This is a genomic window from Pyxidicoccus sp. M15, assembly GCF_056858435.1.
In genome coordinates, this window is the sequence record NZ_CM166495.1 from 1,692,894 (window position 1) to 1,719,615 (window position 26,722).

Consider the following 26,722-nt stretch of genomic DNA (forward strand, 5'->3'; position numbering starts at 1 on the left):
TCAGGGCTCCTGGCCGGGCCGGTCGTCGAAGAGCTGCACCCAGCGGCCGTCGAAGCCGCCGTACGCCGGCAGGTACCACGGCCCCGGCAGCCAGAAGCCGGCCTCCACGCCTTCTGTCGAGTCGACGGTGCCGGCGTGGACGAAGTAGTCGTGCTGCCACCAGAAGGCGTTGGGGGACGTGCTGAAGCCGCTGGCGCTCGCGCGCGTCTGGCCGCGCGAGTCCACCGCCGTGCTGGCGTAGGAGTTGTCCTTGAAGGCGCCCGAGCCGCCGCCGCCCGTGTCCGACGCGCTGGCGTTCATCTCATAGGTGCCGAGGAACCAGCTCTTCGCGGGGTAGCCCTCGCGGTCATCCTGGTTCTCGATGTCGCGCGTCTTCGTGAAGAAGCGATTCATGCCGCTGCTGACCTCCGCCACGCCCGCTTCGTTGGTGATGGGGCTCTCCATCCAGAAGTCCACCACCGGGTCGGTGCTCAGCCAGTGCGTCGCGTAGCCGCCGTGCTGCCAGTGCGTGGGGAGGATGTCCGCGATGTCCTGCAGCTCGTAGGTGACGCGCTTGACGCCGGGCCACGTGACGGAGGTGCCATTGTCCGTACGGCTCGCGAGCGAGTCCGCCGTGGCGTAGGTGATGCCGCGCGCTCCAAGGGCGGAGACCGCCGCGGACGAGCCCTGCGGCACGAAGGCGTAGTGCACCTTCTTCCGGCCGTCGTCGTTGTTCACGTCGACCTCCGCCTTCGCGGTGGGACTGGCCATCTGCGTCGCAATCCACGCGTACGTGTCGCCCACGAAGCGCAGCTCCTGCCCGTGGGGGGCCAGCAGCTTGTCGGACCACTCGGCCTGCCAGATGAGCAGGTGCTTGCCCGTGGCCGTCTGCATGAAGTTGAGCTCGGCGCTGCCCTGCGTGCGCACGACGTGGCGCTTGTGCTGGGTGACGACGGCGTACGCGACGGACTCCCCGCTGCCCGGTGCGCCGACCACGTTCTTCACCAGCATCTCCACGCGCTCCCAGTCGTGGAGCTGCCAGTCACCGGCCGCGTTCTTGTCGAGCGCGTGGTAGATGTGGAACGTGAGGACGAGGTTCTTCGCTCCGCCGTCCATGAACTCGATGAGCGACGTGTAGAGCGTGGGGCGGATGCGCCAGTGGCTGTACGCGCCACTCCCGGCACGCGCGGCATCGATGTAGTTGTCGACGTCCTTCCAGTGCAGCTTGTTGTTGGAGAAGTCCCCGTCCTGGTCGAAGTTGAAGTTCGTAATCCAGTCGTAGCCGTGGCGGCTGTCGTTGCCGTTGCCGCGCTTGAAGACGATGGGGGCGTAGTACTGGAGGAACGCCTGCCGCTGCGCGGTGCTCAGCGTCCACGCCTGCGCGTGCGCCGAGGACGTGGACACCGTCAGGCAGGCGAGGGCGACGGCGAGGGTACCAAGGACTCCAAGCCTTCTGGGTGTTCTGGTCTGTCGTGTATTAAGGGTCATTCTCGGGGTAAACGACGGAGCGCGCCCTGGTGTCAACGGGGGGCCTGCGCGAGTGGGGACGCCTTGTTAAGAGTGCGGCCTCCCTCCCACCTGGGCCCGTCATGACGTCTTCGACTTCCCGCAACGTGCTCTTCCTGCTGGCCAGCGCGCGAGAGGGCGGCAACGCCGAGCAGCTCGCCCGCCGCGCCGCGGAAGCGCTGCCGGCGGGCACGGTGGTGGACTGGCTGCGGCTGGAGGAGCACCTGCGCCAGCCCTTCCGGGACTTGCGCCACGCGCCGGGAGGCTACCCGAAGCCGGGGCCGGAGCTGCTCGCGCTGGCGGAGCGCACGCTGGCGGCGGACGAGCTGGTCATGGTGTCGCCGGTGTACTGGTACAACCTGTCCTCCACGGCGCAGCACTATCTGGAGCACTGGTCCTGGTGGCTGCGCATGCCGGAGCTGCGCTTCCGCGAGCGGATGCGCGGCAAGGTGCTGTCCTTCGTCACCGCGCACTCCTCCGAGGAGGACGACGCCGTCGCGCAGCCGCCCATCCAGAGCCTGCGCCTGTCCGCGGACTACCTGGGCCTGCACTGGCGCGGGGCCCTCGTCGGCCATGGCTCCGCGCCGGGGCAGGTGCTCACGGACAGCCGCGCGCTCGACGCGGCCCGTGAGTTCCTGGTGCGTCCCGTCACGGTGGAGCCGCGCGCCGCCTGAGGGCAGCCCGCGGATTTCCCGTGCATCCGCTGGAGGCGGCGAACAGCCCGGCGGTACGCCCTGCCGTGAAGCCGGACGCGCCCGACGAGACAGAGGCCCGGGGCCATGAGGTCCCAGGCCTCTTCGCGTTTCTCGGTCGAGCTACGCCTGCGGCAGGGCGCAGTGGCTCAAGTCGCGCAGGACCTTCTTCGCCTCGGCGATGAGGTCATGCCCGCTGGCGCCCTGGGGCATGCGGACGATGAGCTTCATGTCCGGGGTGAGGCGGTAGACGCCCTTCGAGCGCTGCACCAGTCCGGCCACCTTCGCGCCGTCCAGCAGCGCGTCCGCGCCCAGAGTCACCACCAGCCGGCCGGTGCCCACCTCGAGCGCGCGCAGCCGCAAATCCCGCATGTCGATTTTCAGCAGCGTCAGCTCGGACAGCGAGTCCACCTCGTCCGGCGCCTCGCCGTAGCGGTCCACCAGCTCGGCGCGCAAATCCGTCACCTCGTCCGGGTGGCTGGCCTGGCTGAAGCGCTTGTAGAAGAGCAGCCGCTGGTGCACGTCGCTCACGTAGTCGTCCGGGATGAGCGCCGGCATGGGCAGCGTCACGTCCGGCTCCACCTGGGCGCGCGGCGGCTGGCCCTGCATCTCCGCCACCGCCTCCTCCAGCAGCTGCGCGTACATGTCGAAGCCAATCTCGGCGATGGCGCCCGACTGCTTGTCGCCCAGCAGGTTGCCCGCGCCGCGAATCTCCAGGTCGTGCGAGGCGATGGAGAAGCCCGCGCCCAGCTCGGTGAAGTTCTGGAGCACCTCCAGGCGCCGCTGCGCGTCCTTCGTCACCGCGCGCCGCGACGGCACCAGCAGGTACGCGTATGCGCGCTCCTTGCTGCGGCCCACGCGCCCGCGCAGCTGGTAGAGCTGCGCCAGGCCGAACTGGTCCGCCCGGTTCACAATCATCGTGTTGGCGCTCGAGATGTCGATGCCGCTCTCGATGATGGAGGTGCACAAGAGCACGTGGTGCTTGCGCTCCGTGAAGGCCAGCATGACCTTCTCCAGCTGGCCCTCGCCCATCTGCCCGTGCGCCACGCCGATGCTCAGCTGGGGCACCAGCGTCTTCAGCTGCTGCTCGATGGAGGGGAGCGACTCCACGCGGTTGTGGACGAAGAACACCTGACCGCCGCGTCCCACCTCGCGCTCAATCGCCTCCTTGATGACCGCGTCGTCGTGCTTCATGACGAAGGTGCGGATGGCGCGGCGGTCCTCCGGCGGGGTGGCGATGATGCTCATGTCGCGCACGCCCGACATGCTCATGTGCAGCGTGCGGGGAATGGGCGTCGCCGTCAGCGTCAGCACGTCAATCTGGGAGCGCCACTTCTTGAGCGACTCCTTCTGCTTCACGCCGAAGCGCTGCTCCTCGTCGACAATCATCAGGCCCAGTTCCTTGAAGGCCACGTCGCCGCCCAGCAGCTTGTGCGTGCCGATGAGGATGTCGACCTTGCCCTCCTTGGCCCGCTTGAGGATTTCCCGCACCTCCGGCGCCTTCTTCATGCCGGAGATGACCTCCACCGTGACGGGGTAGTCCTTGAAGCGCTTCTTGAAGGACAGGTAGTGCTGCTGCGCGAGCACCGTGGTGGGCACCAGCACCGCCACCTGCTTGCGGTCCAGCGCGGCCTTGAAGGCGGCGCGCATGGCCACCTCCGTCTTGCCATAGCCCACGTCGCCGCAGACGAGCCGGTCCATGGGCTGCGGCTTCTGCATGTCCGCCAGCACGTCCTCAATCGCCTTGGCCTGGTCCGGCGTCTCCTCGAACTCGAAGTCCGCCTCGAACTGGGCGAAGTACCGGTCCGGCGCGCTGAAGGCATGGCCCGGGTGCGCCTTGCGCGCGGCGGCAATCTGCAACAGCTCCGCCGCCATCTTGAGCAGCTGCTCCTTGACGCGCTTCTTCGTCTTCTCCCAGCTCGTGGTGCCCAGCTTGTCCAGCTGCACCTTGTCCGGGTCACCGCCGGAGAACTTCTGGATGAGCCGCATGCGGCCCACCGGCAGGTAGATTTTGTCCCGCCCCGCGTACTCCAGGACGAGGAAGTCCCCGGGCACGCCATTCACCTCCATCTTCGTCAGGCCCGCGTAGCGGCCGATGCCGAAGTCGGTGTGGACGATGAGGTCCCCTTCCTTCAAATCTCCAAAGCCCGAGGCGAACGCGTCCAGCTTCTTGCTGCGCTTGGGGCGCCTGCGCGCGCGGACGCCGAAGATTTCCTCGTCCGCCAGCACGGCCAGCCCGCCCGCGCCGTCCACGAAGCCGTGGCTCACCTCACCGGTGAACAGGTGCACCCAGACGGACGGCTCGTACAGCCTCGCCGCGTCCGTCAGGGGCTCCGTGTGCACCTTCACCATGACGTTGCGGTCCTGGAGCAGCCGCTTGAGCCGGTCCGCCTGGCTCAGCGTGCCGCACGCCACCGCGCACGCCACGCGCATGTCCCGCCAGCGCTGCAGCCGCTCCACCAGCGGGCTGAGCGCGCCCTCCTCGCCGTGGTGCGCGAGAATCGCCTCGCGCAAATCCTGGGTGCCGCCGAAGTTGAAGAGCACCGGGGGCCGCTCCGACTGGGCCAGCGACAGGCCGCCGCCCTCCACCACGCGCAAGGCGCCCAGCCGCTCCGCCACCGCGTCGCGCGTGAGGAAGTGCTCGGCGGGCGGGCACACCAAATCCTGCCGCTCCTGGGCCGCCGTGAAGGAGCGCTCCAGCTCCGTCCACAAGTCATCCACCGCGCGGTCCACGCCCAGCGGGTCGTCCACGTAGACGACGGGGGGCTCCCTGCTCCACGTGCGCAGGAAGTCGAACACCGTGGACAGGCCGCCCTCGAAGAGGCCGGGCAACAGCCCCTCCAGGCCGAAGCCGGGCAGCCCCTCGCGCAGCGCCTCCAGGCGCTCTCGCAGCTGGATGGTGGGCAGGTTGATGCGGTCCGCCACCGCGCGGGCGGCGGCCTCGGCGCGCGGGCGCGTCTCCTCCGTGAGGATGACCTCGCGCGCCGGCACCAGCGACACTTCCTTGAGCGAGTCCACCGTGCGCTGCGACTGCGGGTCGAAGGCGCGGATGGACTCGATGGTGTCCCCGAAGAACTCCAGGCGCACCGGCTTGTCGTAGAGCGGGCTGAAGACGTCCAGCAGGCCGCCGCGCACGGAGAACGTCCCCACGTCCTCCACCAGCGGGCTGTTCTGGTAGCCCATGCGCGCCAGCTGCAGCGCCAGCGAGTCCCGGTCGAAGTCCTGCCCCACCACCACGCGCTGGGACAGCGACGTCATCACCTCCAGCGGCAGCACGCGGCGCGACAGCGCGCGCACCGACAGCACCAGCGCCGGGAAGCGCGTGCCCTGGCCCAGGTGGAACAGCGCGCCCAGCCGCTCGGTGACGGTGCGCGTGTCGGGGGATAACTCATCGAAGGGCAGCAGCTCGTCCGCGGGCAGCCGCAGCACCCGCGGCTCCAGCAGGCTGCCGTTGCCTCCCAGGAAGAAGGCCAGGTCGGCGGCCAGGGCGTCGGCTGCCTCCTCGTCCACCGCGACGCAGACGAGCGGTGCCTTGGTCGCCTGGTGCAGGCGGGCGAGCACGTGGCCCCGCGCCGCGCCCTTCAGCCCCTGTGTCCGCACACGGCGGCCGGGGTGGAGCGCGGCCAGGAGTTGGGCGAGCGGGTCACCTGCCACCGGAGGCACGCCGTGCAGCGCGGCTTCGGTATCCAGCGTCTGGGAGAAGGGAGGAGTGTCCATGAGTGGACCCTGAGGGCCCCGGGGTAATTAGGAGCCTGCCTGGACCAAAGCAACGACAGAGCGCACCGCCTGTCGTATCGGCGGGGGGTACACCGCCCGCCAGGTTCGGTCCGGCACGCTTCGGCCGCACCGGGGGCCGGTTGGCCGCCCGCCCGCAGGAGGGGCTAGGCTTGCGCTCCAACGGGCATCACTGGGGGGTGCCGCTCCATCCATGCAATCTGTTCGTGGGAGCCACAAGCGCCCGGTAGGGGTCGCGGAGATTTCTCCATCCGAGGCCGTCGTCGTGCTGCGCAGCGTCCGCTCCGCGGTGGGGGGCATCCTCGACTTCGAGTGTGTCTCCGCCAATGGCTACGCGGAGCGCTGGCTGGGCCGCGAGGAGCACCCGCTGGTGCGCCAGCGGCTGTTGGAGGAGGCCCCGTGGGTGGGCGAGTGCGGCCTGTTCGCCGTGTGCGTCCGCGTGGCGGTGCGCCGCGAGCCCGAGGTGACGCGGCTGGCGCGCCAGTCCCCCGTGGGCACCGTGTGGCTGCAGGCGCGCGTGTCCCCCTGGGAGGACGGCGCCGTCGTCTTCCTGGAGGACCTCACCGAGCGCATGGCCGCGGAGGAGGCCCTCCGGAGGGACCATGACCTGCTGCACGCCGTCATCGAGAGCGCCACCGACGCCGTCTACGTGAAGGATTTGAACGGGCGCTACGTGCTCCTCAACCCCGCCACCGCGAGCGCCTTCAACCGCGAGCCGCATGAAATCCTCGGGCGCTCGGACGCGGAATTGCTGGGGCCGGACGCCGCCGTGGCCACGCTGGCGCATGACCGCGCGGTGGCGGAGTCCGGCCAGACGGCCACGTACGAGGACTCCGAGGGCGGCCCCGGCGCGGACTGCATCTGGCAGACGACGAAGGGCGTGCTGCGCCGCGGGGACGGCACCATCTACGCCCTCTTCGGCATCAGCCGGGACGTCACCGCCCGGCACCGCCTGGAGCAGGAGCGCCAGGAGGAGGCGCGCTTCCAGGAGCGCTTCATCGGCGTGCTGGGCCACGATTTGGGCAACCCGCTGGCCGCGGTGCGCCTGTCCGCGGCGGCGCTGCTCGCCAGGGACAACCTGACGCCGGACGTGCGCCGCGTGGTGGAGCGCATCGACGGGAGCGCCGGGCGCATGGCCCGGCTGGTGAAGCAGCTGCTGGACTTCACCCGCGCGCGCATGGCGGGTGGCATCCCCCTGCGCCCGCGCGAGGTGTCCCTGGAGGAGGTGTGCCGCCGCATCATCTCCGAGCTGGAGCCCGCCCACCCGCAGCGCGGCGTCTGCCTGGAGGTGCAGGGCGACTCGAGCGGCATCTGGGACGAGGAGCGGCTGGGGCAGGTGCTCTCCAACCTCGTCGGCAACGCGCTCCAGCACAGCCCGGAGGGCACGCAGGTGCGGGTGCGGCTGGCCGCCGCGGACGCGCACTTCCAGCGGCTGGAGGTGCACAACGGGGGGCCGCCGATTCCGGACTCGCTGCGCCCGCGCCTCTTCGCGCCCTTCCACCGCGCGGCGCCCGAGCCGGGCCAGCCGAGGCCCCAGCACCACGGGCTGGGCCTGGGGCTCTACATCGTGTCGCAAATCGTCACCGCCCACGGCGGCTGGGTGGACGTGGCGTCGTCGGTGGACGCCGGCACCTGCTTCGCGGTGACGCTGCCCCGCGTCGCCCGGCCTCCAGGGCCGCGCTAGCGGGAGCCGAACCTCAGGCCCGCGCGGACGCGGAGCACGTCTTCCAGCCCGCCCGGGTCCACCATCTCCAGGGCGGCGCGCTGGGACAGGCCGGAGTAGCGGGCGCGGTACTCCTCCTCGTCCTCCTCGTCGTCGTCCTTTCCGCCCTTCTTGTCGTCATCCCCGCCGCCCTTGCCCCCGCCCTTGCCGTCGCCCCTGTGCAGCGCGGAGAGCGGCTCGGGCCGGGACAGCCCCTGCTCGATGCGCACGGAGGACAGGGCGTCCGCGCGCAGCGAGGTGAAGAGGCTGGCCATGGATGCGCAGAACACGAGGGCGACGGTGAGGTTCTTCATGGGCGGCTCCAATTCTCACGTCCCATGACGCTCAGGCCCGCGGGGAAATTCAAGCCGGCTACTTTGCCTTCATTGTGCGGATGTATCCCACCAGGGCGTCAATCTGCGCGGGGGTGAGCTTGTCCTTGTAGGGCTTCATCTTGTTGTTGCGGGACGAGCCCTCGGTGATGACCTGCCGGATTTCGGCGTCCGACTCGGCCTTCTGCCAGGCAGGCGAGGAGAAGTCGTCGATGGACTCCTTCTGGCCCATCTTCGTCTTCGCCTTGCCGTCCTCGCCATGGCAGGACTTGCACTTCGCCTTCCACACGTCGGCGACGTCCTCCGCGTGGGCAGTCATGGTCAGGCCGAGGGCCATCACCAGGGCGAGCCGCTTCATCATCGTTGCTGTCTCCTCGAAGGGAATGGCGGGCCTGCGAGGCAGGCCCGCGGGCGTCAGATGCAGCCGGGCGCCGAGGGGTACTTTCCGCAGTCCACCGAGCGGATGGCGCCGGTGAGCCCGTCCACCACCATCACCGTGTCCTTGTGCCACACGGGAGCCTGGGTGGTGCCCCGGTTGCGCTTCAGCACGAGCTGTCCCTCGGTGGGGCGGGGACTGGTGCTCAGGCAGGCCCGCCCCCCCGTGCGGACGACGGCGGGCGGCGTGGCGCCGCCGGGCTCCTGGGTGCCCAGCCAGCACAGGCCGTCCAGGGGGGCGACGTCCAGGCCCCGGGGGACAATCACGGGCGTCCCCGTCTCCGTGCAGGTGCACCCGGCCGCTCCGCAGGCGTTGCTCTCGCAGGCCGTCATGGGGCAGGTCGTGCCCCACGCGTCCGCGCAGGCCAGCGCCTCCCAGCGCAGGCGCGTCACGTTCATTCCGGCCTCGACGGTGGTCGTCACCGACAGCCGCACCGGCTGGAGCGTGGAGCGCGCCTTCTGGCGGGCCTCCTGCGCCACCAGGAGCAGCTCCCGCTGCGCGCTGCTGACGCGCTGACGGTCCAGCATCCCCTGCACGCCCACCACCGCGAGGGTGGCGAAGAGGCTCAGGATGGCCACCACCACCATGACCTCGATGAGCGTCATGCCCGACTGAATCCGACGCGGTCGCATCTCAGAACCCCGAGTAGCCGAAGTTGCGCGGCGCCAGGCGGATGACGGTATGCCGCCGCTTGAAGCCGTCCATCAGGTTGCCATCCTCGTCCACGCCCCCGTCCGCTGTCTGGGCGGTCACGTCCATCCGCTGGGAGCGCGCGGTGATTTCCAGCTCCACCAGCCGCACGCGCCTCATCAGCTCGTCGCGCGCGCTGCCCGGCCCCTCGTTGCCGGCCATGACGACGCCGGCGTCCCAGGTGACGAAGGTCGAGCAGCTCGCGTGCGTGCACTGGTCCAGCGCCGGGCGGGCGGCGACGGGGTCGGGGAAGAAGAGCACGCCCCCGTCCGTCGAGTCGGGGTCCACCACGCCCATGCGGACCTTGAGCTGCTCGATGTCCCGCGACACGGCGGCGTAGCCCTGGTTGCCGGCGAAGCCGTCCGGGTCCACCTCCAGCGCCGGCTGGCCCCCCGTCCAGTTCACGCGGAAGGAGCGGGCCGTCAGCGGCATGAGGTAGATGTCCGGCGCTGCCCAGAGGGTGCCGCCGGTGCTCGCGGGAAAGGCGGCGCAGGGGTGGCCCCCGGGAAGGGGGCTGCCCGGCAGGCCCGGCGTCCACAGGACGCCGAAGTCGTTGTCACCCGGAGGGGACTTGGTCTGGTCCAGTGTGCCGACGACGCCCACGCAGACCGCGGTGCGGCCCGAGGGCTCCGGGGCCACCACCGCGGCCATCCGTCCCAGCATCACGCTGGGAGGTGCCACGGAAGTGCACAGCTTGTTCCCCACCCAGGGCGAGGAGGTGCTGTCGCACACCGCCAGGGGAATCAGCGTCCCGGGGTCCGTCTCCCAGAGCTCCAGCGCGTCCGAGGTGAGCCCCGCGTACTGGCCCGTCGGCAGCGCGAAGCCGCCGTCGGTGAAGTTCGCGTTGGTGATGGGCCACACGGCATAGCGCAGGTCCACCGTCCCCGCGCCGCTGGTGCCCACCGCGAGCGGCAGGCTGCCCGCGCCCGCGCCCGCGCGCTGGACGCCGGCCGCCATCATGTCGCGCGCGGCCCGCGCCGCGTTCTGCGTCTCCACCGTCCGCTCTTCCATGAAGCCACGGCGCTGGAGCTGCACGCCCACCATCACGGCCATGCTGAGGACTATCAGCGAGATGGTCGCGGCGATGAGCACTTCGATGAGGGTGAAGCCGCGCGGGGCGGACTGGCGTTTCTTCGTCATCGAGACATCCGGGTCTGCAAGGCCACGGCGCGGCGGGCAACCGAGGGTTCCCGCCAGCTCACCGTGACACGCACGTTGACAATCATGCCCGCCGGCAGGTTCAGGCCGGCGACCGGCCGGGTGAGGCTCGGCGAGCCCTGCTCGCCGCCCTCGACGGGCGGGTCCACGTCCACCGCGACGGTGTACAGCATCCGGGGTGTCGCGCTGGCCGCGGGCGCCACCTCGGTCATCTCCCCGTTGGCGGCCCACCACACCTGGCGCACGCTGTCATCCAGGGCCTGGATGTTGGAGCAGGGCGACGCGTCGTTGCCCAGGCAGCGCAGCGAGACGATGCGCTCCAGCTCCTGCTCGGCGATGAGTGTGGCCTGCGTCTGGTTGTTGTTCCGGCGGTTCTGCCGCGAGGCCGCCACCAGCACGGTGAGCACCCCGAGGATGCCCACCATGAGCACCGCGGCGGTCGCCATGGTCTCCAGCAGGGTGAGGCCGCGCGCGTGCCGGCGGGAGCGAACAGATGCGTGCGGCATTACGGCACCGCCTCCTGGATGCGCGTGCCGGAGCGCACGTCCCAGATGAGGATGTTGGACCTGCGGCCGGCGCCGCCATTCTCCGTGCTGCCGTAGGGCTCGCTCCCCTTCGACATCACCTTGCCGTCCGCCGTGAGGAAGACGAGGTGGCGGTCGTGCACCACCGGCGCGTGCGTGCCGTGGCCGCCCAGGCTCGTGCCGTTGCCGGCGGAGGCCTGCCCCCCGGAGGTGAAGGCGTAGGCCTTGCCGCTCTCGGAGCTGCTCAGGCCGCAGACGTTGGCGGACTTGCCCACCGCCGTGGTGGTGAAGACGCCCGAGTCCGTCGCCGCCACGCCGCCCCACACCACCTGGCCGTCATCCAGCTCATTGGTCCAGACGGGGGTGGCCAGGCAGTTGCCGTCCGCGGAGCGGGCGGCGGGCGTCGGGTCGCGGTCGTCGTAGGCCATCACGTAGTAGCGCGGGCGCGGCACCGCCGTGTCGGCCGCCTCGTTGGCGAGGTCCGGGTTGTTGCCGGTGCCGAAGTACAGCCGCACCGAGTTGCCACCGGCGGCCGTCACCACCTGCGCGGAGATGCTGGAGAAGATGCGCTGGTGGGGCCTGGACGCCGCCTGCACACCCGGCGCCGTCTTGGCGTCGGCGACGACGCAGGAGGAGATCACCTTGCCCAGCTTGTTCGCGTTGTTGTTTTCGATGAGCGTGGGGTTGATGCGGTAGACCTTCCCGGAGGTGGACGCGACGTAGATGACGTCATCAATGCCGTCCTGGTTGATGTCCACCGTCACCGGCTCGCCGCCGATGCCCTGGTTGAGGTCATCCGCCACGTTCTTGCCCAGCGTCACCACGCCGGCCAGCCTCGACTGCAGGTTGCCGCCCGGCACCTGCACCGGCATGCCCGTCTTCATGTCCATGATGTAGAGGGCGCCCACCGTGCCGGACGCCGGCACGTAGTCCGTGGCGAAGATGGAGACCCACTTCTTCCCGGCCAGGGGGCCGAAGTCCAGGCGGGTGATGGCCGGGGCGTGCCGCGAGCCCTGGGTGTCCGGCTTCACGGTGGCGGCGGCGTTCCCGAAGCGGTTCGGCAGCACCGCGCAAGTGGTCCCGCTCGGGGGAGAGCACGGCGTGCCGGTGGTGTTGAAGGCGTCGTTCTTCATGTCGAACTCCCACATCGCCCGCGGGTAGCCGGCGCTGTTGGGGTTGGTGACGTCCAGGGCGAAGAAGACGCTCTGGTTGGGGCCGGTGGCGCTGGCGAGCACCGTCTTCGCGCCCTGGTTCACGTCGGTGGTGTTGAGCACCCAGGCGTTGTTGGCGGTCGGCGTGTAGCCCGTCTCGGCGGTGTACTCGGTGCCCTGGCCCAGGTCGACGTCCGCCACGTTGGGCGTGGCATCCATGCTGGCGCGCATCTTCGCCCGTGCATCGGCGGTGGGATTGCCGGGCACGCTGTTGGTGCGGCGGTAGTTCTCCACGTAGTAGGGCAGCTGCTTGTAGGGCAGGTATGCGAACAGCTCCTTCCCGTCACCGTAGTTGTGGCTGGTGCCGCACGCGCCCAGGCGGGCGAAGTAGCCCTGGCCCTCGGCGCGGGGGGTGCAGGGGTCGTCCTCGGGCTTGTAGGTACCGGTCCTCACCGCGTGCAGGTAGCCCTGCGTGGTCCCCACGTACGTCACCGTGGGCCGGCCGGCCACGGTGGCCTGGCGCATGAAGCGGTTGAGGTACTGGTCCTGCTCGGTCCGGTTCGAGGTCCGCAGCACCCAGGCGGGGACGCCCGCGGGGCCGACGACCGCCGGCGTGGAGAGCATGATGCCGCCCATGGGCCAGGTGCGGAGCCGGTTGTTGACGTTCGCCGCGCTCCGGTTCTCCCAGCCGTAGAGCCAGTCGCGCAGGAAGGTGCGGTCGGCCGGGTTGCACGTGCCGTTCTGGTCCAGGTCGTAGAGGTACTTCGTTCCGCTCCGGTAGGTCGAGGTGCAGAGCGTGTTGGGGAAGGCGGGGCTGGCGGTGTCGTCGGCGTCGAGGTAGGTCGCCACCTCGACCGTCAGCCCGCCCGGGTCCCGGGTGAGCAGCTTGCGCTCGGTGGCCGGGTCGGTCACCGTGCTCGGTCCCTCCAGGGTGTCCATCAAGTCTCGCAGCCACTTGCCGGAGTCCCACACCGCGGCGGCCGGCTCATACGGCTGCAGGTTGGTGGTGTCCGGGTTGTAGAGCTGCTTCAGGTGGAGGTGGCCGCGGTCCACGGTGTCCGCGTAGCCGTCGAAGACGCGCGTGGAGACCTCGTCGACGCCGCCGTCGAACCAGGTGCGGCCCGGCGTCTCGCGCACGCCGTAGACGACGACGTTGGCCATGGGGATGACGGAGGCCCGGCCGTACTGGCCGCTGCGCTGCGCCTTGTAGGACACCTTGACGTCCATGATGGTGGGCTGGCAGGCCTCGCCCGGGCTCTCCAGGACGGCGCGCCAGCACAGCTGCGTGCCCACGCGGCCGCGCTCCATCAGGTCCGACACCACCGTCCCCGCGTCGCGGATGCCGCCGTCGCTGCCGCCCAGGTCGAGCTCCAGCCAGTTCGGCTCCGGGTTGGGCTCGTACCCACCGTCGGCGACGCGAACCTTGCAGTCGAGCGCCACCTCGTAGCGGATTTCCGGCCTGAGCGGGTCGACGCTGTTGGGCACCGTCTTCGAGCAGTTGGTGAGGCTGCCGCCGTCCGGCACGAAGAAGGGCTGGTCCACCACGTCGAACGCCACCTCGGTGATGGTGAAGTCGTCGGCCACCTCGATGGGGATGTCGGAGACGACGTTCGAGCGGAACGAGCCGTTGTTCTGCTTGTTGATGAGGATGACGATGTCGTCGTACGTGCGGTTACCGCCGCCGACCTGGTCTTCCCAGCCGAGCAGCCACACCAGCGGGTTGTTGGAGGGGGCGCCCACCAGGGTGTGCGCCGCGCGGCGGTTGTACGACTTCACGTCCTGCGTCTGGCCCGCGGGGAACGTGATGCCGCCGTAGGCCGAGTCGGTCGCGAGCCGGGTGTAGGCATTGCCGCCCAGCCAGTCGGTGCCCAGGTTCTTGTCGTTCACCACCAGGGGGTCGGTGCTCTGGTGGAGGTCCATGTTGAGCAGCGACTTCGAGAAGAAGGTGTTGATGTCGCCGTGCAGCCACAGGTCGCACTGGAGCTCTCGCGAATCACCGGAGGGCCGGGTGATGAGGCACGAGTCGGTACCGCCGAAGCGCTGCTCCACGTAGGTGTTGAGGAAGAAGACGATTTCGCGGTCGCCCTGGAGCTTGCCCAGCTGCACGCGCTGGTCCGCGAGCTTGGTGATGGCCGCCGTCACGCTCTCGTCGCCGATGACCTGACCCGAGGGGTCGATGGCGCTCGCCTTGTAGTCGGGGACGCCGTTGGCGCCGGTCGAGGTGTCCCAGATGGGGCCCACGAAGGCCGTGCCGCCGTCCTCCAGCCGCTTCCAGGCCATGCGCGGCGCGAAGCACTCGGCGTTGGGGGACGAGCGGCAGGTGTTGCCGTCGTCGTCCGTGCTCAGGAAGACGAAATGGCCGATGCCGCGGTTGCCGTTCAGCTCGTGCCGGGGCTCCAGCAGGTTGGGGACGTGGGGGAACAGGCCCTGGTCGCTGAAATACGTGTCGACGAGATTGTTGGTGAGGGTCGGGCTGGCGATGGCGCTCGACCTCAGAACGCCGGTGTCGGTGCCGTTCTCGAGCAGCGCGGTGACGAAGTCCCGGACACGCTGGCCGACCACGCCTCCCAGGCCGGTGGGCTGGGGCGGATAACCCGGGCCATTGTCCCAGCGCTTGGGGCCGTTGTTGGCGATGTAGCTGGTGGTGCCGGTGCAGGAGCCGGTGAGCAGGTCCGGGTCCCGAAGGGTGACGGTCCCGCCGCCGTCCGCCAGGGTATGGGTGAACGTGCGGCCGGGGCAGCGCGGCGTGAGGCCGACGTACGGGCGCGCATTGGCGCCCGCGGAGACGTTGTACAGGTCCTCGTGGAAGTCGGGGACGCGGTTGTTGTTCAGGTCCCTGAGGTGGTCGTCGTTCGGGTCACCCGCGTCGCGGATGTCGATGTACCCGGCGTCGACGAGCTCGTCGTAATAGAACCAGCCCAGCGTGTGGGACGCGCCGCCACCGGCCTGGTCGTCCACGATGAGGGCGTCCAGGTTCTGGTCGAACGGCAGGATGATGCGCTCGGGGTCCAGCTTGTTGAGGTTGGTGTTCAACCGCAGCTTGGGCTTGCTGCCGGGCGGCTCGTTCTCGATGAGGAGGATGGCGGAGGGGATGCCGGCATCCGCGTTGAAGTCGGGCTGGACGTCCCCTCCGTCGGTGTCGATGCAGAGGCTCTGGAGGCCGCCGACCCCGGGCGTGGCGGGAGGGGTTCCCCCACCGGTCTGTGCCTGGGCGATTACGCCGCCGGCCGAAGCCAGGGCCACCGCGACCATCATGATCCGCTTCAAGCGCATGGTGTCTCCCCTTCCGGGGCAAGGAGATGAAAGGAGTTCAGTTCAGGGGGTCCAGGTGGGCATGGTGCCCGTGTAGGTAGACCCGTTGCTGCCGCCGCCGAGCTTGGTGCCGTACCCGCCGCCGCCGCCGACGCCGTTCTCGTTGGTGACGAGCGAGCGGACGATGGTGCGGTAGGGCTGGCCGCCGTTGGAGCTGACCTCGCCGACGGAGACGATCCAGATCTGGTTGTTGGTGTCGACCATGCGGCTGGGGTCTGCGTCCACGTCATCCACGATGAAGACGCGGTAGCGGACGTTGTTGGGCGCCGGGTAGTCGGTGATGGGCTGGCCGTCCGGGCCGATGAGCTCCTGGTTCGCGCCGGTGACCCCCGGGTCGATTCCAGCGCCCACGGTGCCCCGGGTCATCCTGTAGTCGGTCCAGGGGATGACCTGGTACCAAGGCTTGGCCGCATCCGAGGGCAGGCCCGCCTCGGCGACGAACCCGTTGAGGCCCTGGCCGTTGAACTGGGTGCCCAGCGTATCGAAGACCCCGCTGTACTGGGTGTTGTTGCCCACGATGGCCTGGACGATGACCCGCCCCTCGGCCATGCCCGCCTCGGCGGCGAAGAAGGCCTCGCGCGCGCGGCGCTCGTGGGCCTGCAGGTTGCTTTCCGTGGTGACCGCGCGCAGCGCCACCATCACCGCGACGGTGGTCATGGCGATGAGTCCCATGGCCATCAACAACGTGAAGCCGCGCCGGAAGCGCTGGCGCGGGGGCGCGCACGAAGAGGGCGGGGAACGGTTCACCTGAGGCTCCTTGCCGGACAGGCAACGGGGAAGAGCGGTGTCACTCGCTCAGCAATCCCCGGGCCCACCCACAAGGCGCGTGGACTTCAATTTTTTCAGCCCTTTGGCACGGCCCTGGGTGAAAGCTGACACGTGTCGGGCTGACAACCTTTTGCAGGGTCCGCAAAAGTTGCGAGGCAGGGTGGTGGGAGGGCGGCCCTTGCAACTGGGTTTCTCTTGAAATGTGAGATACCGGAATATCCGTAAGAGATGGAATCCCGGTGCCGCTTCAGGCGCCGGGGCGGGGCCAGAAGGGGACGTGGCGCCCGGGCGGGGAGAGCCACACGGACTGGAGGAAACGCACGGCGTTGCGGTCCGCGTCGTCGCGCTCGGTGGTGAGGGCGTGGAAGGTGGCCACGAGCGCGAGCATGGCGAGGCCCGCGCCGAGGGCCGCGGGGGCGGGCCACCGCCGGGAGGCGCCCCGCGCCAGCTCGCGGTACACCCACGCGGCCAAGGCCACGAGCGCGGCGAGCAGCGCCAGGCCCGCGGCGGGCTGGGGCAGCCCGAGGAAGGACAGCACCCCGGCGGGGAGGTAGCCCGCCTCCACGAGCGGCAGCGCCAGCCCGCCCACGGCGTTGGAGACGTCGTCGGGGATGTAGTTGACGAAGGTGGCCACGCCGGTGGTGAGCAGGGACGCCGCGCACAGCATGGCGGCGGCGCCTGTCGCCCACGTCCGCCCGGAGGCGCGCAGACGCTCCAGCCAGAGGCCGGCGGGCAGCAGGAGGAAGGGCACCAGGCCGGTGAGGTGGCGCGGCCCCGTCGTCCAACCCCACGAGTCATACGAGAAGGACGAGGTGAAGTACGTGTAGCCCACCAGCAGCGCCACGCCCATCCAGGCCACCGCGCGCTGCTCGGGCGCCGCCGGGGCACGGCGCTGCATCCGCGCGAGCCCGGGCAGCGCCAGGAGGAGGAAGGGAGAGAGGGTGAACAGGCCGCGCAGCGGGGAGAAGAAGGAGAGGGCGAAGGCGCGCGGGTCCGGCGTGCGGATGCCGAGGAAGCCGCCCAGGTGCCACGGCTGGTAGGCCGCGTCGTTGAGGTACTTGTAGCCCGTCGTCAGCGGGTGGCCGAAGGCGGCCTGGTGGTAGAGCGCCAGCGCCACCACGAAGGGCAGCGCGCCCAGCGTGGCGAGCCCCGCGGCGCGGCCCAGGCGCGCGAGGCGCTCGCGCAGGGGGGCCGGCTGGAAGAGGACGGTGAGCGCCGCGTACAGCACGAGGCCCACGACGCCGAGCGCGCCGGTGTACTCGGCGGCCACGGTGGCCCCGGCGCAGGCGCCCGCCACCAGGTAGCCCCGCTCGCGCCAGTCGCCGCGCGCGCAGCGCCACAGCGCGTAGAAGCCGGCGAAGAGGAGCACCGCCGTCGTCTGGTGGCTCATGAAGAGCAGCGAGTAGCTGAAGGCCAGCGAGCCCAGCCCGTACGTCACCGTGAGGGCGTCCGCCACGGGCGCCTCCAGGTGCGCGCGCAGGTAGCGGCGCACCAGCCACAACATGCCCAGCGTGGGCAGCACGGTGAGCAGGAGGCGCGAGAAGAAGACGAGCGGCACCTCCGGCACGGCGTGGCGGTGGCCTCCGCCCACGGCGCGCAGCGTGGCGTACAGCGGCACGGCGGCGAACGACAGCAGCGGCGCCTTGCTGGGGTAGTACTTCCCGTCCTTCACGGACAAGTCACCCACGTAGCCGTAGGCGCGCAGCGCGCCGTTGATGTCGAGCGTGCCGTCCTCCACCAGCGCGCGCGTCTGCCACAGCCGGCACAGCTCGTTGGGCGAGCGCAGGCCCGGGTGGTACGGGAACAGCAGCACGTACAGCGCCACCAGCGCGGCCCAGACGGCACGCGGGGCGCCCTTCGCCGGGGACACGGGGCGCTCGGCGGGGGGGGACGGCGGCTGGGCGGGTGCGGGCGCCTGGGGGGCGTCGGACCGGGGGGCTGCGCTCATGGACGCGGCTCCGTCACGCGTCGCTCCCGGTGACGCGGGCCACGGCGAAGAGGCTCATGCCCACCGGCAGCTTCACGCGGGACTCCGCCTGGGCGAAGAGGGGCGCCAGCGTGTCGTACAGCTTGAGCTGGAGCTTGGGCACCGAGCGGCGGCGCAACAGGCGGCTGTTGACGAACCAGCCGGGCATGCCGACCAGGTTCATCCACTCCAGCTTCTCCACCGCGAAGCCATTCTCTTCCAGCACCGCGCGCAGCGTGGCGGGCGTGTAGCGGCGGTGGTGGCCCACCGCCTCGTCGATGGCGCCGAACAGCTGCGGCAGCGCGGGGACGAGGATGACCACCCGGCCGCCGGGGGACAGAATCTGCCGGAAGCGCCGCACCGCCGAGCCGTCGTCGGGGATGTGCTCCAGCACGTTGGAGAGGACGATGGTGTCCAGGCGCTCGGCCTGGAGCGACTCCCAGTCCGCCAGCGCCACGTCGGACAGGTAGGGCCGCACGTGGGGCTTGCCGCGGAAGAGGTTCTTCAGGCGGTCCACGTAGAAGCGGTCCACCTCCAGCGCGATGAGCAGCTCGAGGCCCGCCTCCAGCTCGCGCGTAATCGTGCCGATGCCGGCGCCAATCTCCAGCACGCGGCGGCCCAGGTGCTCGCGGAAGCGGCGGGCCAGCCACTGGTTGTAGTGGGTGGCGCCGTCCATGCGCTCCAGCGTGGTGTAGCCCTCGTGCTGGTTGTCCGCGTCGTCGCGCACGGTGGCGTAGCGCAGCAGGGTGCGCAGCCGGGACAGGTGCTGCTGCGCGGCGCGCGGGCGGCGAGGCACCACCGGCACGGGCGGCAGGTCCACCTCGGTGAGGCGGAACAGCTGCGCGGCCAGCTTCACCACCAGCTCCGCGTCCACCGCGTCGTCGTCGCTGGTGAGGGTGACGGAGCGCAGCGCCTCCGTGCGGAAGGCGCGCAGGCCGGTGAGCGGGTCCGCCAGCGCCACGTCGGTGACGAAGCGGGTGACGTGCCCCAGGGCCCGGTCCGCGAGCAGCTCGGGCGCCAGGCCCGGGAAGGTGCGGCGGCCGAACACGGCGTCCGCGGTGTCCGCGCGGATGGGGCCCACCAGCGTGTCGTATACGTCCGGGGACCAGTCGGTGTCCGGGTCCTGCAGCACCGTCACCGCGCCCGTCACCCGGGACAGCGCGGCGCGGATGGCCGCTCCCTTGCCTCCCTGCACGGCGAGCACATGCAGGCGCGGGTGGGAGTCCACCTCCACGGGGCCGTCGCCCGCCAGCACCACCTCCGCGTGCCGTGACAGCTCCCGCGCGAAGCGTGCGGCGGTGTCGGCGTTGCGAGCGGAGTAGGGCAGGACGAAGGAGAGCGAGGAATTCACGCGGCGCTGAGTAGCACAGGCCGCCAGGACGCGCGCGTCCGCGCCCTTCCGGGCCCGGGAAGATGAATGGATGGAGGGCGTCCAGGCGGCGGTGGAACGATGGACAACCCGGCGTGGAAACGGCACGCTCGACGGCGCTTTTGCGTGTGGGTGAAGGTCGGCGGCCCGAGGCCTTCCAGGAGAGACGAGACGTGGACGGAACCGTGTTCGACCCGGCCGGCGGTGGCGCCGGTGCCCTGACGCCCGCGGGCATGATGCAGCACGTGCGCGCGCTGTGGCGGCGCAAATGGGTCGTGCTCGGCGTGGCGGTGGTGGTGGCGGCGCTGTCGGCCGCGTACACGCTGCGCCAGCCCAAGGTCTACTCGGCCAGCACCTCGCTCATCATCGACGTGATGGCGCCGCGCTTCCTCGACGGGGACGTGAAGGAGGTCATGGGCGAGGAGCGCAGCAACTACTGGTTCAACAAGGAGTACTACGCCACGCAGAGCGAAATCATCACCTCGCGCGCGGTGGCGAGCCGGGTGGTGGACAAGCTGGGCCTGGCGACGGACGCGGACTTCCTGGGCCTGGCGAAGGTGCAGGACGAGAAGCTGCGCGTGCAGGCCATGCAGTCCACGGACGCGGTGGCCGCGCTCCAGTCGCGCATCCGCGTGGTGCCGGCGAAGGACTCGCGCGTGATGGACATCGCGGTGGATGACCTGGACCCGAAGCGCGCCGCGCTCCTGGCCAACGAGGTCGCCGCCGCGTACATGGCGGAGAACCTGGCCCTCAAGCTGCGCATCACCGAGGACGCGCGGACCTGGCTGGAAGGCCGGCTGTCCGAGCTGGAGTCGAAGTCCAAGTCCAGCGAGCTGGCCGTCTACGACTTCAAGAAGGACGCGGACATGCTGTCCACGTCGCTCGAGTCGCGGATGAGCATCGTCAGTGAGCGCATCAACTCCTACAACCTCAAGCTGACCGAGGTGCGCATCCAGATTGCCGCGCAGCAGGCGCGCGTGGAGGCCATCAACAAGCTGCGCAAGGCGTCGCCCGAAGACGAGACGTGGGCGGAGGCGCTCACGGGGATGAACGAGGGCCCCATCCAGGACCTGCGGCGCAGCTACACCGAGCTGCGCGTCAGCTGCGCGGAGCTGGGTGAGCGCTACCTCCCCGAGCACCCGAAGCTCCTGGAGTGCAGCCGCAAGCTGTCGGTGGTGCGCGAGGACTTCCTCAAGAGCCTGGGCAACATCGTGCGGGCGGCGGAGACGTCGCTCACGGAGGCGGTGGCCCAGGAGAAGAACCTCGTCCGCATGCTGGACGCGGAAAAGGTGGAGGCCTTCGCGGTGAACAAGAAGGCCATCGAGTTCGACCGGCTCAAGCGCGACTCGGACAGCAACCAGCGCCTGTACGAGCTGGTCGCCAAGCGCCTCAAGGACATCGAGCTGTCGGGCCTGTTGCGCACCAGCAACGTGCGCGTGCTGGACCCGGCCCGGCCCATCTTCGCGCCGGTGAAGCCCAACGTGCGGCGCAACCTGGCGCTGGGCCTGGTGATGGGCCTGCTGGCGGGCCTGGGCATGGCCTTCCTGCTGGAGCTGCTGGAGAACAGCGTGGCCACGCAGGCGGACGTGGAGGAGCGACTGGGGCTGGCCTTCCTGGGTGTGGTGCCGCGCATCGAAGGCAACAAGGCGCCGCGAGACCGCGACCTGCACGTGCACCGCGAGCCGAAGTCGTCGGTGGCGGAGTGCTGCCGGGCCATCCGGACCAACCTGCTCTTCATGTCGCCGGACAAGCCCTTCAAGACGCTGGTGGTGACGTCCAGCGGTCCGCAGGAGGGCAAGTCCACCACGTGCATCAACCTGGGCGTGGCCATGGCGCAGAGTGGCAACCGGGTGCTGCTGCTGGACACGGACATGCGCCGGCCGCGGCTGCACCGCGCCTTCGGGGTGCCCAACGAGCTGGGCATCTCCTCGCTGGTGGTGGGCGAGGGCTCGCTGGACAAGGCGGTGAAGAGCACCGAGGTGCCCGGCCTCTTCGTGCTGCCGTGCGGCCCGCTGCCGCCCAACCCGGCGGAGCTGCTGCACACGCAGGCCTTCGCGGACCTGCTCAAGTCGGTGGCCGAGCGCTTCGACCGCGTCATCCTGGACAGCCCGCCCATCAACGCGGTGGCGGACTCGGCGGTGCTGGCCACGCAGACGGACGGCGTGGTGCTGGTGCTGAAGGCGGGGAAGACGAACCGCGAGTCGGCCCGGCGCGCGCTGCGCTCGCTGGCGGACGTGCAGGCGCGCATGTACGGCGCCGTCCTCAACGACGTGGACCTGAAGGCGCCGCGCTACGGCGACTCGTACCTGGCCTACCAGGGCTACGGGCAGTACGCCGAGGAGTCCAAGGACGGGGTGGCCCAGTCGTGAGCGGGCCGTCAGTCGGGGCGGGGCTGCGGGTGTTGCACCTGGGCAAGTTCTATCCGCCGGCCTCCGGAGGCATGGAGGGCCACGTGCAGACGCTGGCGCGGGCCCAGGCGCAGCTGGGCGCGCAGGTGGAGGTGCTGTGCGCCAACCACTCGGCGGACGGCGCGGGCACCAGCCACGAGTTCCACGGCAGGTGCTCCACGCGCGAGGACTGGGACGGGCCGGTGCGCGTGGTGCGCCTGGGCCGCGCGGCCTCCGTGGCGCGCATGGACGTGATGCCGGACCTGCCGGGCGTGCTGCGGCGCGCGCTGGCGCGGGGCGTGGACGTGCTGCACCTGCACACGCCCAACCCCAGCATGCTGCTGGCGCTGGACGTGGCGCCCCGGCTGCCGCCCCTCTTCATCACCCACCACAGCGACGTCATCCGCCAGCGGGTGGCGGGCGCGCTCTTCCGCCCCTTCGAGGCGCTGCTGTACGCGCGCGCCCGGCGGGTGCTGGCCACCAGCGAGGCGTACGTGCCGGGCTCGCCGCTGCTGCGCACCTTCCGGAGCCGGGTGCGCGCGCTGCCGCTGGGCATCGATTTGACGCCGTACATGCACCCGTCCGCCGAGGCGCTGGCGGCGGAGGCGCGCTGGCGCGCGGAGGCCGCGGGCGGGCCGCTGTGGCTGATGGTGGGCCGGCTCGTCTACTACAAGGGCCTGTTCACCGCGCTGGAGGCGCTGGCGCGCGTGCCGGGCCGGCTGGTGGTGGTGGGCCAGGGGCCGCTGGAGGCGGAAGGCCGGGAGCGGGCGCGGGCGCTGGGGGTGGAGGACCGGGTGACGTGGGCGGGCTACCTGTCGCCGGACGCGCTCACTGGCGCCTACCGCGCGGCCACCGCGCTGTGGTTCCCGAGCAACGCGCGCAGCGAGGCGTATGGCCTGTCGCAGGTGGAGGCCATGGCCAGCGGGCTGCCGGTGCTCAACACCGCGATTCCGCACTCGGGGGTGCCGTGGGTGAGCCGCCACGAGGAGACGGGGTTGACGGTGCCGGTGGGTGATGCGCCGGCGCTGGCCATTGCCGCGCGGCGGCTGGCGGAGGACCCGGGCTTCGCGAAGCGGCTGGGCCACACGGCGCGTGAGCGGGCGGTGGCCGAGTTCGGGCACGAGGTCATGGCCACGCGCAGCCTGACGCTGTACGCGGAAGGACTCGGGCGGCCCGCGCCGGTGGTGGAGTCGGAAGCCCCCGTCACGTCGCGCGCCGCCGCGGGCAGGGCGTGAGGCGTCCCATGCGCGTGCTGCACGTCTACAGCGGCAACCTCTACGGCGGCGTGGAGACGTTCCTCCACACGGTGGCGCGGGAGCAGGGGCGCCAGCCCGGGCTGACGCACGCCTTCGCGCTCTGCTTCGAGGGCCGGCTGGCCGCCGAGCTGCGCGAGACGGGCGCCGAGCTGCACCTGCTGGGCGAGGCGCGGGTGGGCCGTCCGTGGACGGTGTGGCGCGCGCGGAGGGTGCTGCGGGAGCTGCTCCAGCGCGAGCGCTACGACGCCGTCCTCTGCCATGCCATCTGGCCGCAGGCGCTGTTCGGCCCGGCGGTGCGCGCGGCGGGCGTGCCGCTCGTCTTCTACCAGCACGACGCGCTGAATGGCCGGCACTGGCTGGAGCGCTGGGCGCGCGTCACCGCGCCCGACCTGGTCATCACCAACAGCCGCTACTCGGCGGGGACGCTGGCCGCCGTCTATCCCCATGTCCGCTCGCGGCTGGCCTACTGCCCGGTGCTCGCGCCGGCGCGGGCAGGCACCGAGGACAGGGCGCGCCTGCGCGCGGAGCTGGGCGCGGGCGACGGTGACGTCGTCATCGTCCAGACCAGCCGCATGCAGGAGTGGAAGGGGCAGCGGCTGCTGCTGGAGGCGCTCGGGCGGTTGCGCCAGGTGCCGGGCTGGCGGGCCTGGGTGGCGGGCGGCGCGCAGCGTCCGGAGGAGGAGACCTACCTCGCCGGGCTGAAGGCCCAGGCCGAGGGGCTGGGGCTGACGGAGCGGGTGAGCTTCCTCGGGCAGCGCTCGGACGTGCCGCAGCTGCTGCGGGCCGCGGACATCCACTGCCAGCCCAATGTCTCCGCGGAGCCGTTCGGCATCGCCTTCGTGGAGGCCCTGCAGGCCGGGCTGCCCGTTGTCACTACGGCCATGGGCGGGCCCCTGGAAATCGTCGACTACTCGTGTGGCGTGCTCGTGCCGCCCCGGCCGGCGCCCCTGGCCACGGAGCTGCGCAAGCTCATCGAGCATCCAGAGGTGCGCCAGCGGCTGGGCGCGGCGGGGCCGGCTCGCGCGGCGAAGCTGTGTGACCCGTCCGTCTACCTGCGCAACCTGGACGAGGCCCTGCGCGACGTCGTCACGGGAGGGCTTCGCGCGTCATGAGGAGTCCGCGTCCGCCGAGCGCGCCCGGGGTGGCGAGGCCGCAGCTGCAGGGCCCGGGCGTGCTGCGGCGCCGGTACGTACGGCGCGCGCCGGGCGCTCCGCTGGAGGCGCTGGCGCCAGGCGCACGGGTGGAACCCGCCTCCCCGGAGCCGGCGGCCGCTCCGGCTCCCGTTCGCGGGGGACTGCTCGCGTCGGGGCGGCTGGTGCCGCTCTTCATCGCCCTGCTCATGGCCTGCCAGCTGGCGCTGCTGGTGCCGGCCATTGCTCCGCTGCGCGTGGTGGTGCGCATCCTGGCCTTCGGCGTCAGCCTGCTGTTGCTGGCGCTCGTGCGGGGCCGGAGCCTCAAGCACCCGGCCCTGCCCTTCATCATTGGCGCCATGGGCGTCACCGCGCTCAACTTCTTCCACCCCGGCACGTCCAGCCCGCTGGCGGGGCTGGTGCAGCTGGGCATCCAGCTCTCCATCATCGCGCCGCTCCTGTGGGTGACGCGGCTGTCCATCGACGGGAAGACGTTCCGCAGCACGCTGGCGCTGCTCTTCCTCTTCAACGTGGCGAGCGCGACGGTGGGCGTGCTCCAGGTGTACTTCCCCGGCCGCTTCCAGCCCCCGGTGTCGCAGGTGGTGCAGGGGCTGGGCGAGGGCTACGTGCGCAGCCTCGAGTTCGAGACGGCGAGCGGCGAGCGCGTGTTCCGTCCCATGGGCCTGACGGACACGCCGGGCGGCGCGGCCACGGGTGGCTTCTATGCCGTGCTGCTGGGCGGCGGCTTCCTGCTGTCGTCCCGGCGCGGGCTGGTGCGCGTGCTGGCCGCGGGCGGCATCCTGATGGGGCTGCTGTGCGTCTACCTCTGCCAGGTGCGCGCCACCTTCGTCACGCTGGGGGTGTGCCTGCTGGCGATGGCGTGCGTGCTCGCGCTCAGCGGCCGGCTGGTGCGGATGGTGGCGCTGCTGGCGGTGGTGGGCGGCGCGGGCGTGGGGGCCTTCGGCTGGGCGGTGACGGTGGGCGGTGACGCGGTGACGGCGCGCTGGAGCACCCTGCTCGAGGGCCGGCCCGAGGACGTCTACCAGCGCAACCGCGGCGGCTTCGTGATGCGCACGTTCGAGCACCTGCTGCCGGAGTTTCCCCTGGGCGCGGGCCTGGGCCGCTACGGCATGGCCAACGCGTACTTCGGTGACAACAGCGACCGGGAGTACCCGGCGCTGTGGGCCGAGGTGCAGTGGACGGCCTGGGTCTACGACGGCGGCTTCCTGGTGGTGGCGCTCTACCCGCTGGCGATGCTGGCCACGCTGTGGTGGGTGTTCCGCGTCGCGCTGCGCAAGGAAGACACGGGCGACGAGTTCTGGCTGTGGGGCAGCGTCATCTTCGCGTACAACCTGGGCGCACTGGCGCTGACCTTCAGCTACGCCTTCTTCCTGAGCCAGACGGGCATGGAGTTCTGGCTGCTCAACGCGGCGCTCTTCGGCGCCATGGCACATGCGAAGACCGTACACGCTCATCGCCGGTGACTTCGTCGCCACCGGGGGAATGGACCGCGCCAACCTGGCGCTGGCGCTCTGGCTGGCGAAGCAGGGCGGCCCGGTGCGGCTGGTGGCGCACCGGGTGGCGGACGAGCTGCTCGGCTACTCCAACGTGCGCTTCGTGCGTGTGCCCAAGCCGGGCAACGCGTACCTGCTGGGCGAGCCGCTGCTGGACGCGGTGGGCCGAGCATGGGCGCTGCGCACCCGCGCGGAGGGTGGGCGCGTGCTGGCCAATGGCGGCAACTGTCCGGTGCCCGGGGCGAACTGGGTGCACTACGTCCACGGGGCCTATGTCTCCGCGCCCGTGGGCGGTGCGCTGCGCCGGCTCAAGGGGCGGGTGAGTCACCGGCTCTACCTGCGCGGTGAGCGCGAGGCGCTGCGGCGCGCGCGGGTCATCATCGCCAACTCGGAGCGCACCCGTGCGGACCTGGTGGCGGCCACGGGGGTGCCGGAGTCGAAGGTGCGCGTCGTCTACTACGGTGGAGACCCGGAGCGCTTCCGGCCCGCCTCGTCCGAGGAGCGGCGCGCGGCGCGGGCGGCGCTGGGCTGGCCGGAGTCGCGGCGGGTGGCGCTGTTCGTGGGCGCGCTGGGAGACCGGCGCAAGGGCTTCGACACGTTGTTCCACGCGTGGGCGCGGCTGTGCGCGCGCGGGGACTGGGGCGTGGACCTCAGGGTGGTGGGGGTGGGCGCGCAGCGCGAGGCGTGGGAGCGGGAAGCGCGGGCGAAGGGGCTGGGAGAGCGCATCCAGTTCCTGGGGTTCCGCAAGGACGTGCCGGTGCTGTTGTCCGCGGCGGACCTGCTGGTGGCGCCCACGCGGTACGAGGCCTACGGGCTGGGCGTGCACGAGGCGCTGTGCGCGGGACTGCCCGCGCTGGTGAGCCGCACCGCGGGCGTGGCGGAGCGCTACCCGGCCGCGCTGCACGGGCTGCTGCTGGACGACCCGGATGACGTGGAGGGGTTGGTGCGGCGGCTGGAGGCGTGGCGGGAGCACGAGGCGGCCTGGGCGCCGCACGTGGCCGCGCTGTCCGGGTCGCTGCGCGCGCAGACGTGGGACGGCATGGCTTCCGCCATCGTCGATGTGGTGGAGCGCGAGGGCTGAGGCGACGTGCGACTCCTGTGCGTCCCTCGATGGG

18 protein-coding genes are annotated in these 26,722 nt (G+C 71.2%); 7 read left to right on the plus strand and 11 right to left on the minus strand.

Annotated features, from left to right (window positions below; genetic code table 11):
- Positions 1 to 1,383 (minus strand): hypothetical protein, encoded by a 1,383-nt coding sequence (locus ACX9TP_RS06720; protein WP_482978890.1) that lies wholly within the window; start codon positions 1,381 to 1,383, stop codon positions 1 to 3.
- A gap of 185 nt (positions 1,384 to 1,568) precedes the next feature.
- On the opposite strand from ACX9TP_RS06720, the gene ACX9TP_RS06725 reads away from it, so the two are divergent.
- Positions 1,569 to 2,159: a flavodoxin family protein gene (locus ACX9TP_RS06725; protein WP_482978891.1), complete on the plus strand. Its 591-nt coding sequence runs from the start codon at positions 1,569 to 1,571 to the stop codon at positions 2,157 to 2,159.
- Positions 2,160 to 2,300: 141 nt separating this feature from the next.
- Here ACX9TP_RS06725 and mfd read toward each other — a convergent pair whose 3' ends face one another.
- Positions 2,301 to 5,894 carry a transcription-repair coupling factor gene (mfd, locus tag ACX9TP_RS06730; protein ID WP_482978892.1) on the minus strand — a complete coding sequence of 1,198 codons (3,594 nt, stop codon included), beginning with the start codon at positions 5,892 to 5,894 and terminating at the stop codon, positions 2,301 to 2,303.
- 211 nt (positions 5,895 to 6,105) lie between these two features.
- On the opposite strand from mfd, the gene ACX9TP_RS06735 reads away from it, so the two are divergent.
- Positions 6,106 to 7,596, plus strand: coding sequence for a PAS domain-containing sensor histidine kinase (locus ACX9TP_RS06735; protein WP_482978893.1), 1,491 nt, complete (start codon positions 6,106 to 6,108; stop codon positions 7,594 to 7,596).
- Here the strand turns inward: ACX9TP_RS06735 and ACX9TP_RS06740 are convergent.
- The 9 genes from ACX9TP_RS06740 to ACX9TP_RS06780 form a co-directional block, all read right to left on the minus strand.
- Entirely contained in the window at positions 7,593 to 7,928 is a 336-nt protein-coding gene (locus tag ACX9TP_RS06740) for a hypothetical protein (RefSeq protein WP_482978894.1), read from the minus strand. The two genes, ACX9TP_RS06735 and ACX9TP_RS06740, sit on opposite strands and share 4 nt — an antisense overlap.
- A 58-nt stretch (positions 7,929 to 7,986) precedes the next feature.
- Positions 7,987 to 8,307 carry a c-type cytochrome gene (locus ACX9TP_RS06745; RefSeq protein WP_482978895.1) on the minus strand — a complete coding sequence of 107 codons (321 nt, stop codon included), beginning with the start codon at positions 8,305 to 8,307 and terminating at the stop codon, positions 7,987 to 7,989.
- A gap of 53 nt (positions 8,308 to 8,360) precedes the next feature.
- Positions 8,361 to 8,987: a pilus assembly FimT family protein gene (locus ACX9TP_RS06750; protein WP_482978896.1), complete on the minus strand. Its 627-nt coding sequence runs from the start codon at positions 8,985 to 8,987 to the stop codon at positions 8,361 to 8,363.
- Positions 8,988 to 9,015: 28 nt separating this feature from the next.
- Complete coding sequence (locus tag ACX9TP_RS06755; protein ID WP_482978897.1) at positions 9,016 to 10,212, minus strand: prepilin-type N-terminal cleavage/methylation domain-containing protein; 1,197 nt, start codon at positions 10,210 to 10,212, stop codon at positions 9,016 to 9,018.
- A complete protein-coding gene (locus ACX9TP_RS06760; protein ID WP_482978898.1) occupies positions 10,209 to 10,736 on the minus strand; it encodes a type IV pilus modification PilV family protein in 528 nt (175 codons plus the stop codon). Before ACX9TP_RS06760 ends, ACX9TP_RS06755 begins: the two co-directional genes overlap by 4 nt.
- Positions 10,736 to 15,178 carry a pilus assembly protein gene (locus ACX9TP_RS06765; RefSeq protein WP_482978899.1) on the minus strand — a complete coding sequence of 1,481 codons (4,443 nt, stop codon included), beginning with the start codon at positions 15,176 to 15,178 and terminating at the stop codon, positions 10,736 to 10,738. The genes ACX9TP_RS06760 and ACX9TP_RS06765 overlap by 1 nt, the downstream gene beginning before the upstream one ends.
- Before the next feature lie 42 nt (positions 15,179 to 15,220).
- The gene (locus tag ACX9TP_RS06770; RefSeq protein ID WP_482978900.1) at positions 15,221 to 15,964 is read right to left on the minus strand and encodes a hypothetical protein; all 744 of its coding nucleotides are present in this window, start codon (positions 15,962 to 15,964) and stop codon (positions 15,221 to 15,223) included.
- 268 nt (positions 15,965 to 16,232) lie between these two features.
- The gene (locus ACX9TP_RS06775; protein WP_482978901.1) at positions 16,233 to 17,933 is read right to left on the minus strand and encodes a hypothetical protein; all 1,701 of its coding nucleotides are present in this window, start codon (positions 17,931 to 17,933) and stop codon (positions 16,233 to 16,235) included.
- A gap of 13 nt (positions 17,934 to 17,946) precedes the next feature.
- Complete coding sequence (locus ACX9TP_RS06780) at positions 17,947 to 19,302, minus strand: methyltransferase domain-containing protein (protein WP_482978902.1); 1,356 nt, start codon at positions 19,300 to 19,302, stop codon at positions 17,947 to 17,949.
- Between the two features lie 191 nt (positions 19,303 to 19,493).
- On the opposite strand from ACX9TP_RS06780, the gene ACX9TP_RS06785 reads away from it, so the two are divergent.
- Genes ACX9TP_RS06785 through ACX9TP_RS06805 form a run of 5 tightly spaced genes read left to right on the plus strand, consistent with a single transcriptional unit; the run spans position 19,494 to position 26,688 of the window.
- On the plus strand, positions 19,494 to 21,689 hold the full coding sequence (locus ACX9TP_RS06785) for a GumC family protein (protein ID WP_482978903.1): 2,196 nt from the start codon (positions 19,494 to 19,496) through the stop codon (positions 21,687 to 21,689).
- A complete protein-coding gene (locus tag ACX9TP_RS06790; protein WP_482978904.1) occupies positions 21,686 to 22,942 on the plus strand; it encodes a glycosyltransferase in 1,257 nt (418 codons plus the stop codon). The genes ACX9TP_RS06785 and ACX9TP_RS06790 overlap by 4 nt, the downstream gene beginning before the upstream one ends.
- Positions 22,943 to 22,950: 8 nt before the next feature.
- Positions 22,951 to 24,075 carry a glycosyltransferase gene (locus ACX9TP_RS06795; protein WP_482978905.1) on the plus strand — a complete coding sequence of 375 codons (1,125 nt, stop codon included), beginning with the start codon at positions 22,951 to 22,953 and terminating at the stop codon, positions 24,073 to 24,075.
- Complete coding sequence (locus tag ACX9TP_RS06800) at positions 24,072 to 25,577, plus strand: hypothetical protein (RefSeq protein ID WP_482978906.1); 1,506 nt, start codon at positions 24,072 to 24,074, stop codon at positions 25,575 to 25,577. Before ACX9TP_RS06795 ends, ACX9TP_RS06800 begins: the two co-directional genes overlap by 4 nt.
- Positions 25,546 to 26,688 carry a glycosyltransferase family 4 protein gene (locus tag ACX9TP_RS06805; RefSeq protein ID WP_482978907.1) on the plus strand — a complete coding sequence of 381 codons (1,143 nt, stop codon included), beginning with the start codon at positions 25,546 to 25,548 and terminating at the stop codon, positions 26,686 to 26,688. The genes ACX9TP_RS06800 and ACX9TP_RS06805 overlap by 32 nt, the downstream gene beginning before the upstream one ends.
- Positions 26,689 to 26,722: the final 34 nt, after the last annotated feature.